Raw genomic sequence first — 8249 nt, forward strand, 5'->3', positions numbered from 1 at the left:
CTCCTTGGTTCAGTACGGACGACCGTAAGGAGACGGCTTGGCCCATGCAAGGGTGGGTTGGCGGCGGCGAAATGTGAAGCCGGCAGGGAAAGAGCGCCAACTCTCTGGCGCCAAGTCTCTGGCGCTTGGGAGGGCATCGGCCTATATTGGGGCTGACGGTCTGCGCTTCCCGGCAGGAGACACTTTTCCCCGGGGCCTTAACGATCCTTAGGGAGCTGTCCCTGGGAAGACCCGTGGGTTTTCTCACACGGCGCCCACCTACTTTGTAGGCACCCGGGATCGACTTCTCCACCGGTTGTGTGGATCGTCACTTATTCGCCACATCCACGTATTTCGTGGATCATGCGATGGAAAGCGTCGCTCCCAAAACGTCCATTCAGGTCTGGCTTTTTCTAGCGTCTGCGCATGACATCCTCAAAAGACCTGAAAAAACAGCTGCGCAAGGAAGCACTTGGCCGCCGCGACGCGCTCGATGAATTCTGGCGGGTGGAAGTCGCGCTCGACATGGCCGAAACCGCGCGCGACCAGCTTGCCATCGAGCCAGGCCAAATCGTGTCCGGCTTCTGGCCAATGCGCTCGGAAGTCGATGTCCGGCCGCTGATGTTCGCCTTGCGCGAAAAGGGCGCACGGCTCTGCCTTCCGGCGATCCTCGACAAGACGACCATGGTCTTTCGCGAATTGGTACGCGGCGCACCGATGATCGATATGGGATTTGGCACCGTCGGGCCGCATGAGGAGGCCGAAGTTCTTGACCCCTCCGTCATGCTGGTGCCGCTCGCCGGCTTCGACGCGCGCGGCCACCGCATCGGTTACGGCGCGGGCTATTATGACCGTGCGATCGCCAAGCTTGTCGACAAGGGGCATGCGCCCCGGCTGATCGGCATTGCTTTCGACTGCCAGGAAGTGACGATGGTTCCCAATGAGGACCATGACGTCATCATCCCGGAAATACTCACCGAGAGCGGGTTGCGCCGGTTCGAGCCAGAATTGTAGATAGTTCTTTGGAACGCATGATCTTTGCCGAAAGTCATGCCACTTTTCGGGGTCAAGCGTGATGAGACTTCTCTTCCTCGGCGACATGGTCGGCAAGACAGGCCGCACGGCGGTGTGGGAGCAATTGCCGGGCCTGATCTCGGACTTCAAGCTCGATTTCGTCATCGTCAACGGCGAAAACGCGGCCGGCGGCTTCGGCATCACCGAGGAGATTTTTCGCGAGACCATCGCGGCCGGCGCCGATGTCGTCACCACCGGCAACCATGTCTGGGACCAGCGCGATGCGCTCGCCTTCGCGCCGCGCGAAGAGCGCTTCCTGCGCCCCTCCAATTTTCCCAAGGGTACGCCAGGGCGCGGCTCGGGCGTCTACATCGCCAGGAGCGGCGCGCGCGTGCTGGTCGCCAACATCATGGGCCGGGTGTTCATGCATCCTGAGCTCGACGATCCCTTCCAGGCTGGCGAGCGCGAGCTTGCCGCCTGTCCGCTCGGCGAGCAGGCGGATGCCGTGGTCATCGACTTCCACGCCGAGGCGACCTCCGAAAAAATGTGCTTCGCGCATTTCGTCGACGGTCGCGCCAGCCTCGTGGTCGGCACTCACACCCACCAGCCGACCGCCGATCACCATATCCTCAATGGCGGCACCGGGTACATTTCCGACGCGGGCATGTGCGGCGATTATGATTCGTCGCTCGGCATGGACAAGGAGGAGCCGCTCAACCGGTTCCTGTCGAAAGTGCCGAAGGGGCGTTTCGAGGCGGCGACCGGACCCGCGACCTTGTGCGGCGTCGGCGTTGATATTTCCGACCGCACGGGGCTGACCGAGAAGATCGCGCCGTTTCGCCGCGGGCCGCGGCTCGAGGAAACGGCGCCGTCCTTCTGGACGTGACATTGATATAGGGGCTCTCAATACCTAACTGCCGGCGACACTGCTCTAGATCGTAGAGGGGACGACCTCCATGCAGCTTATCGAGTTCCTGGCGCCGCACTTCGCCTTCGTGTCCGATCCCACCGCCTGGGTCGCGCTGTTGACCCTGGTGGTGCTCGAGATCGTGCTCGGCATCGACAACCTGATCTTTATCTCGATCCTGACCAACAAGCTGCCGGAAGCACAGCGAGCCCGCGCCCGCCGGCTCGGCATCTCGGCGGCGCTCGTCATGCGGCTGGTGCTGCTCGCCACCATCTCGATCATCGTCCAACTGACGGCGCCGGTCTTCACCGCCCTTGGCCACGGCTTTTCCTGGCGCGACCTGATCCTGATCGCCGGTGGCCTGTTCCTGGTGTGGAAGGCGACCAAGGAGATCCATCACACGGTCGACCCCGACGACCACCAGGACACGATGCTGGGCGAGACCGTGCAGATGAGCCTTGCCGGCGCCATCTTCCAGATACTGCTTCTCGACCTTGTCTTCTCCATCGATTCCATCATTACCGCCGTCGGCATGACCGACGAGATCGCCATCATGTACATCGCTGTGATCGTGGCGGTCACGGTGATGATGCTGGCGGCTACGCCGTTGGCGAACTTCATAGCCAGGAACCCGAGCATCGTCATGCTGGCGCTGGGCTTCCTGTTGATGATCGGCATGACGCTGATCGCCGACGGCATGGGCTACCATGTGCCCAAGGGTTATATCTACGCGGCGATGGGTTTTTCGGCGCTCGTCGAAGGCCTCAACATGCTGGCGCGGAACCGCAAGAAGGCGAAGTCCGGCGGCGGGCATTGAGCCTGACGACATGGCCAATGCCGAGTTCAGGCTGACTCTTACGAAATTGTACGTACAATATCGTAATCGATGGTGCTGCTTTGCGATTCGAATGGGATGCTGAAAGAGCCAGGCGCAAACTTGCCAAGCTCGGCATCGGATTCGATCTCGCGCAGAAGGTGTTCGATGATCCGCTTTATCTCATCGTGCCCGACCGGTTTGAAGATGGTGAGCAGGGTTGGCACGCTATCGGGACGATCGATGCCGTAGTGGTCATGCTGGTTGTCCACACATATCCTGATCGCGAAGATGAAGGACGAGTTAGGATTGTTGGTGCCCGGAAAGCGACAGCGCATGAAAGGAGGCGCTATGAGCAAGAAGGACCTTAGTCAGGATCAGCGCAACCAGCTCGCCAAGCTGGCTGGTTTGCCTGACAGCGAAATTAATACTTCCGACATCCCAGAAGTTCCGGCGGAGAATTGGATTCGTGCTCGTCGTGGACATCTTTACAGACCACTCAAGCAGCCAGTGACAATCAGACTCGATGCTGACGTGCTATCGTGGTTCAAGGAGCATGTCGGGGGTGGTGGTTACCAGACCGAAATCAATCGTGTGCTCCGCCATCACGTGATCGAGCAGGAAAAGCGTAAAACCTGAGCCGGTTCAACTCCCCGGTGCGCCCTTCGGGTGACGATCGCCGATCAGGCCTAGTGTCAGGCCTTGTTCGAGCCAGGCCTTGGCGCCGGCCAGAACGAGCGTGAAGCCGCCGGTTGAATCGACCGCCTGTTTCGCCTGTTCGTCGCCATTGCCGGCAAAGCCGAAATTGTGGACCTCCAGGAAGGTCGCGTCACCTGGCATTTCGGTGAAGGTCCAGATCACCGTGGTCGGCGGATCGCTCCATTGCATGACGATCTTTTCGTTGACGACGATCTCGCTGGCGACCACCGTCGTCGAGACGCCATACATGCGCCACTCCCATTGAACCGGCTTGCCGCCGTCCAGCCTGCCGCTGGAATGGGTGAACCAGAATTTCGTGGTGATCTCCGGGTCGACGATGGCCTCGAAAACGTCGGAGACCGGCCGCCGGATCAGCATGGCGGCTTCGGCCGTCGGTGTCTCGCGGATTTCCATAGCGTTCTCCCCTGCCGAACACGCCTTCACCAGGCGTCGGGCTCCCGCACCATGTGAACGATGTTGGCGGGGCTGGTGATCCAGAAACCGCGGAAGCCTTCTCCCCGCGGCTCGATGGCGTCGCATCGCTCGACGCCGACCTTGGCGAGATGATCGGCGGCGCCCGGGAAATCCCCGGTGAACAGTCCCAGCCAGATCTCGGCCTGGCCCGGTCCTGCTATGGCAGATTGATCTGCCAGGAAACGCCGAACCTGTCGTTCAGCCAGGCGAAACGGCGGCTGAAACCGTAATTGCCGATCGGCATCAGAAACGTGCCGTCTTTGGACAAGGCCTCGACGATGCGCTCCAGCTCTTCTTCGGTGGAACAGTCGACGAAGAGCGAGACCGACGGCGTGAAGGTGAAGGCGTGCTGTACCGGGCTGTTGAAGATCATGACCTCCGTGCCGCCGATGGATGCGCGAGCCAGCTTGACTGCCCCTTCGGGTCCGTCCTCGCCTGCACCGTAGCGCGTGAGGTCGAGGACGCGGCTCTCCGGGATGGTCTCGCAATAGAAGGCCATGGCTTGCTCGGCCTTGCCTTCGAACATCAGGAACGGGGTTACTTTCACGGCAGGCCTCCCTTCGCTCAAATGTTGGTCTCGTTGGCAGGCTCGCCCTTCATCTCGCTGCGGTAGTAGCCTTCGCGCAAATTGATGCCGTGTTCGACATAGGCCTTCATGCAGGCCAGCATCTGCGACCAGCCCTCGCAATTGAGATAGGACTTCTTCAGGCCGACCGCGTCCTCGTGCCAGCCGGCCTCGGCGATGGTGACGAAGGTGCCGCCGTCGTCGAGCGGCTCGAAATTCATCTCGATGCGGGTCTTGTAGGCCGGCTTTCCCTCTTCATCGGTGGCATCCCAGCGCAGCACGATGCGGCTGTCCCTGACGATTTCGTCTACTTCGACCGGCACCTTGCCCCACCACACGACATTGGCGCCCGGCACCAAGGGCGCGCTGGCACCGCCGATGGTGGTGAAATAGGAGCTGAGCTTCTTCGGATTGACGACCGCGTCGAAGACGTCGGCGACCGGTTTGCCGATGCGTCCTGAAACCCTGAAACCAAGAGACATATCCACAGTTCCTTCCTTGATTGATAGGAGCTTATGTTATAAAAAAATAACATGTCAAGCCGATCGCAAGACGACAATGTTTTCAAGGCGCTGGCGCATCCGCGTCGGCGCGAGATGCTGGATCTGCTGAAGGACGCGCCAAAGACGACCGGCATGCTGTGCGAGGCGTTTTCCGACATCGACCGCTGCACCGTCATGCTGCATCTCAAAGTGCTGGAAGAGGCCGATCTCGTCGTGGCGCGGCGCGAGGGGCGCGAGCGCTGGAACCATCTCAATGCGCTGCCGATCAAGCAGATACACGACCGCTGGATCAGCCAGTACGCAGGCCATGCGCTTAGTATCATCGACCGGCTGAAGTCGGATCTGGAGGGGTGAACGGCCGTCACGGCTTTGCCGTGCGTGGTAAAGCGCGGCGCGGCTGGACGAATTGAGCCGATTTATCTATAAGCCGGCCATTCCGACAAAGAGCGCCATACGTCCATTCGGACGCAGCAGGGACGTTCTGACATTTTGAATTCGAGCATTGCGGAAGGCGGGTCATGCATCTCGCCGCGCAATGCTCTAGCCGAACACGACAGGGGTGCCATGGCTGGCCATTCACAGTTCAAGAACATCATGCACCGCAAGGGCCGTCAGGACGCGGTGCGGTCGAAAATGTTTTCCAAGCTGGCGCGCGAAATCACCGTCGCGGCCAAGAGCGGGACGCCCGATCCGTCGATGAATCCGCGCCTGCGCCTTGCCGTGCAGAACGCCAAGGCGGTGTCGATGCCGAAGGACAACATCCAGCGCGCCATCAACAAGGCGTCGATGGGCGACGCCGAAAATTACGAAGCCGTGCGTTACGAGGGCTACGGTCCCGGCGGCGTCGCCGTGATCGTCGAGGCGCTGACCGACAATCGCAACCGCTCGGCTTCGAATGTGCGCGCCGCCTTCACCAAGGCCGGTGGGGCGATGGGTGAAACCGGCTCGGTGTCCTTCATGTGGGATCGGGTCGGCGAGATCTATTATCCAGCATCGGCCGGCAGCGCCGACAAGGTCATGGACGCGGCGATCGAAGCCGGCGCCGATGACGTGGAGTCGGACGAGGAAGGCCACACCATCTATTGCGCCTTCGAAAACCTCGGCGAGGTGTCGAAGGCACTCGAAGCCTCTCTCGGCGAGGCGGAATCGGTGAAGCCGATCTGGAAACCGCAGAACAATATTCCGGTCGATGAAGAACGCGCCCAGTCGCTGATGAAGCTGGTCGCCACGCTCGAGGACGACGACGACGTTCAAAGCGTCTACGCCAATTTCGAGGTCGACGAGGAGACCATGGCCAAGCTCAGCGCTGCGTGAGCAAAGCCTGACATGATCGAAAAACCGCTGCCCACCATCCGCATCACCTATTGCACGCAGTGCCAGTGGCTGCTGCGTGCCGGCTGGATGGCGCAGGAACTGCTATCGACATTCGGCACCGATCTGGGCGAGGTGACGCTGGTGCCCGGCACCGGCGGCGTCTTCACCATATCGTGCAACGAGGTGCTGGTCTGGGACCGCAAGCGCGACGGCGGCTTTCCGGATGCGGCAAAACTCAAGCAACTGGTGCGCGACGTCATCGACCCGGACCGCGATCTCGGTCATTCCGACCGCAAGGCGAAGAGCTGAGACTTCCCGCAGAAGCCGGACGTCATTTTCCTCGCCTCTGCCCGAAAATCGCGCCGATCCCGGCGCCGATTGCTATGCCCATGCCGATGCCGACGGCAGGGTCATCCATCGCTGCGCCACAGACAGCGCCGAGGCCGATCCCCGCGGCAATGCCCAAGGCCATGGTGGAATACGGGTCGTTCACGGCGCTTCTCCCGATAAACACGCCTCGGTCGCCGCGATGCCGAACGCGGCGGACCGAGACACGTCAACGCGCGGCGAACCAGAAGGATGCCAGCGCGGCGATGGCGGTGATGGCGCGCACGTGGTTCCACATCACCCAGTCCCTGAGATAGGTGGTCCATACAGCAGCGCCGTTGCTGCTGGCCGGATCGACGGCGGCCAGCGCGTCGTTGAGCGGCACGTTGAAAACCATCGTCACGATGGGGTTGCCGACGAGATAGATGACTGCGCCGGCCAGCAGCCAGAAGGAGCCTGGCTGCTGCCAGCCGATGATGGCGCCGGCGATCAAGACAAGGCAGATCAGGCCGGTGCCGAACAAGGCGGTCATGAACATCGGCGTGATGACGGTGATGTTGATCGAGTTCATGGCGGCGATACCGCCCGCGGCAGGCAGGCGAGCCATTGCCGGCATGACGAAGTTGGAAAAGGCGAAGAACACGCCGCCAACAACGCCCGAGCCGATAGCGGCGATGAAGATGAGGGTGGGAAGTAATTTCGGGATCATGTCAGTTGCTCCAGATGCCGGTTGCGGCGGTTTCAGTCGCAATGGGCAGAAAAGTTTTGGGGGGTGGCCGGGCACCTGTTCGACGCCTTCAAATCAATTATCCCGTCTGCTTCTTTCAAAACATGATAAATCCTCATATTTGCAAAACGTGATAAACCCTCGTATTTTGCGAGTCAAGTCATTTCTGGGTGGCATTGCCGCCCGGCGTCTGTTGAAGAGCCATGGAAAAAACCGCCACGTCCCCACCGGAACAGGTCGCCACGCCACGCCGCGCGCCGAGCCAGCAGCGCAGCCGTGAACGGGTCGAGCGCATGCTCGCCGCCGCCTCGGCGCTGATTGCGGAGCAAGGCAGCGATGCCATGCGCATGGGCGAGGTGGCGGAGCGGGCTGGGGTGTCGATCGGCTCGCTCTACCAGTTCTTCCCCGACAAGCGGGCGATCGTCTGGGCGCTGGCCGAGCGCTACACCGCCGAAAGCCAGGCCTGTATTTCAGCCGCGCTCAAGGACGTCGGCGACGCCGAGGGCCTTCGGCGGGCGTTCTCGGAGCTGGTGGACATTTATTACCACCTGTTCCTGGCGGAGCCGGTGATGCGCGACATCTGGTCGGGCACGCAGGCCGACAAAGCGCTGCGCGAACTGGAGCTCGCCGACAGCCGTGCGAACGCCGAATTTCTCACTGCGACGCTCAAACGCCTGCGGCCCGATGCCGATGCCGTCGCGCTGGAGACGACGGCGTTTCTCGTCTGGCAGATGGGCGAGGCCGCCATGCGGCTGGCGATCTCGGTCGAGCGGAAGGAGGGCGACAGGCTGGTCGCCGCCTACAAGCGCATGGCGCTCAGGGAATTGCTTGCGGAATAGGATGCTCTCACCCGCCCCCTCGTGGGGAGGGTCGCTGCGAAGCAGCGGGGTGGGGCAGCGCCGACCCCCACCCCCACCCCGACCTTC

14 protein-coding genes, 1 other RNA gene and 1 pseudogene are annotated in these 8249 nt (G+C 61.7%); 10 read left to right on the forward strand and 6 right to left on the reverse strand.

Features of this window, described 5'->3' with window-relative positions:
• Positions 1-154 precede the first annotated feature (154 nt).
• The 6 genes from ssrS to FJ986_RS25835 all read left to right on the forward strand — a co-directional run bounded on the left by ssrS (position 155) and on the right by FJ986_RS25835 (position 3353).
• Positions 155-310: non-coding RNA, 6S RNA (gene ssrS, locus FJ986_RS25810), on the forward strand.
• Between the two features lie 95 nt (positions 311-405).
• On the forward strand, positions 406-993 hold the full coding sequence (locus FJ986_RS25815; protein WP_140493119.1) for a 5-formyltetrahydrofolate cyclo-ligase: 588 nt from the start codon (positions 406-408) through the stop codon (positions 991-993).
• Positions 994-1054: 61 nt separating this feature from the next.
• Positions 1055-1879, forward strand: a complete 825-nt coding sequence (locus tag FJ986_RS25820) for a YmdB family metallophosphoesterase (RefSeq protein WP_140493122.1) — start codon at positions 1055-1057, stop codon at positions 1877-1879.
• Between the two features lie 70 nt (positions 1880-1949).
• Complete coding sequence (locus tag FJ986_RS25825) at positions 1950-2717, forward strand: TerC family protein (protein ID WP_140517541.1); 768 nt, start codon at positions 1950-1952, stop codon at positions 2715-2717.
• Between the two features lie 80 nt (positions 2718-2797).
• Complete coding sequence (locus FJ986_RS25830; protein WP_140676271.1) at positions 2798-3085, forward strand: BrnT family toxin; 288 nt, start codon at positions 2798-2800, stop codon at positions 3083-3085.
• Positions 3066-3353, forward strand: coding sequence for a BrnA antitoxin family protein (locus FJ986_RS25835; protein WP_140676274.1), 288 nt, complete (start codon positions 3066-3068; stop codon positions 3351-3353). Before FJ986_RS25830 ends, FJ986_RS25835 begins: the two co-directional genes overlap by 20 nt.
• 6 nt (positions 3354-3359) lie before the next feature.
• Here FJ986_RS25835 and FJ986_RS25840 read toward each other — a convergent pair whose 3' ends face one another.
• The 4 genes and pseudogenes from FJ986_RS25840 to FJ986_RS25855 form a co-directional block, all read right to left on the reverse strand.
• On the reverse strand, positions 3360-3827 hold the full coding sequence (locus tag FJ986_RS25840) for an SRPBCC family protein (protein ID WP_140554908.1): 468 nt from the start codon (positions 3825-3827) through the stop codon (positions 3360-3362).
• 26 nt (positions 3828-3853) lie between these two features.
• Positions 3854-4033: pseudogene (locus FJ986_RS31005) on the reverse strand (hypothetical protein); the annotation flags it as partial.
• An 11-nt stretch (positions 4034-4044) separates the two neighbouring features.
• Complete coding sequence (locus FJ986_RS25850) at positions 4045-4434, reverse strand: VOC family protein (RefSeq protein ID WP_224704223.1); 390 nt, start codon at positions 4432-4434, stop codon at positions 4045-4047.
• A gap of 17 nt (positions 4435-4451) precedes the next feature.
• Positions 4452-4934, reverse strand: a complete 483-nt coding sequence (locus tag FJ986_RS25855) for an SRPBCC domain-containing protein (RefSeq protein WP_140493137.1) — start codon at positions 4932-4934, stop codon at positions 4452-4454.
• A gap of 51 nt (positions 4935-4985) precedes the next feature.
• Between FJ986_RS25855 and FJ986_RS25860 the strand changes: the two genes are divergently transcribed.
• The 3 genes from FJ986_RS25860 (at position 4986) to FJ986_RS25870 (ending at position 6578) form a co-directional block, all read left to right on the forward strand.
• Positions 4986-5309 carry a helix-turn-helix domain-containing protein gene (locus tag FJ986_RS25860; RefSeq protein ID WP_140670710.1) on the forward strand — a complete coding sequence of 108 codons (324 nt, stop codon included), beginning with the start codon at positions 4986-4988 and terminating at the stop codon, positions 5307-5309.
• Positions 5310-5519: 210 nt separating this feature from the next.
• Positions 5520-6269, forward strand: coding sequence for a YebC/PmpR family DNA-binding transcriptional regulator (locus FJ986_RS25865; RefSeq protein ID WP_140525039.1), 750 nt, complete (start codon positions 5520-5522; stop codon positions 6267-6269).
• 12 nt (positions 6270-6281) lie between these two features.
• Positions 6282-6578, forward strand: a complete 297-nt coding sequence (locus tag FJ986_RS25870) for a SelT/SelW/SelH family protein (RefSeq protein WP_140493146.1) — start codon at positions 6282-6284, stop codon at positions 6576-6578.
• A 22-nt stretch (positions 6579-6600) separates the two neighbouring features.
• Here FJ986_RS25870 and FJ986_RS30560 read toward each other — a convergent pair whose 3' ends face one another.
• The gene (locus FJ986_RS30560; RefSeq protein WP_181165385.1) at positions 6601-6762 is read right to left on the reverse strand and encodes a hypothetical protein; all 162 of its coding nucleotides are present in this window, start codon (positions 6760-6762) and stop codon (positions 6601-6603) included.
• A 63-nt stretch (positions 6763-6825) separates the two neighbouring features.
• On the reverse strand, positions 6826-7305 hold the full coding sequence (locus FJ986_RS25875) for a DUF1772 domain-containing protein (RefSeq protein ID WP_140676277.1): 480 nt from the start codon (positions 7303-7305) through the stop codon (positions 6826-6828).
• Between the two features lie 221 nt (positions 7306-7526).
• On the opposite strand from FJ986_RS25875, the gene FJ986_RS25880 reads away from it, so the two are divergent.
• On the forward strand, positions 7527-8162 hold the full coding sequence (locus tag FJ986_RS25880; protein ID WP_140554909.1) for a TetR/AcrR family transcriptional regulator: 636 nt from the start codon (positions 7527-7529) through the stop codon (positions 8160-8162).
• Positions 8163-8249 lie beyond the last annotated feature (87 nt).

The organism is Mesorhizobium sp. B1-1-1 (assembly GCF_006442955.1).
GTDB lineage: Bacteria > Pseudomonadota > Alphaproteobacteria > Rhizobiales > Rhizobiaceae > Mesorhizobium.

Excerpts from the sequence above, each read along its gene's own strand:
- FJ986_RS25815 (WP_140493119.1), top strand. The coding sequence starts at position 406 with ATGACATCCTCAAAAGACCTGAAAAAACAGCTGCGCAAGGAAGCACTT.
- FJ986_RS25820 (WP_140493122.1), top strand. The coding sequence starts at position 1,055 with ATGAGACTTCTCTTCCTCGGCGACATGGTCGGCAAGACAGGCCGCACG.
- FJ986_RS25825 (WP_140517541.1), top strand. The coding sequence starts at position 1,950 with ATGCAGCTTATCGAGTTCCTGGCGCCGCACTTCGCCTTCGTGTCCGAT.
- FJ986_RS25835 (WP_140676274.1), top strand. The coding sequence starts at position 3,066 with ATGAGCAAGAAGGACCTTAGTCAGGATCAGCGCAACCAGCTCGCCAAG.
- FJ986_RS25840 (WP_140554908.1), bottom strand. The coding sequence starts at position 3,827 with ATGGAAATCCGCGAGACACCGACGGCCGAAGCCGCCATGCTGATCCGG.
- FJ986_RS25855 (WP_140493137.1), bottom strand. The coding sequence starts at position 4,934 with ATGTCTCTTGGTTTCAGGGTTTCAGGACGCATCGGCAAACCGGTCGCC.
- FJ986_RS25860 (WP_140670710.1), top strand. The coding sequence starts at position 4,986 with ATGTCAAGCCGATCGCAAGACGACAATGTTTTCAAGGCGCTGGCGCAT.
- FJ986_RS25865 (WP_140525039.1), top strand. The coding sequence starts at position 5,520 with ATGGCTGGCCATTCACAGTTCAAGAACATCATGCACCGCAAGGGCCGT.
- FJ986_RS25870 (WP_140493146.1), top strand. The coding sequence starts at position 6,282 with ATGATCGAAAAACCGCTGCCCACCATCCGCATCACCTATTGCACGCAG.
- FJ986_RS25875 (WP_140676277.1), bottom strand. The coding sequence starts at position 7,305 with ATGATCCCGAAATTACTTCCCACCCTCATCTTCATCGCCGCTATCGGC.
- FJ986_RS25880 (WP_140554909.1), top strand. The coding sequence starts at position 7,527 with ATGGAAAAAACCGCCACGTCCCCACCGGAACAGGTCGCCACGCCACGC.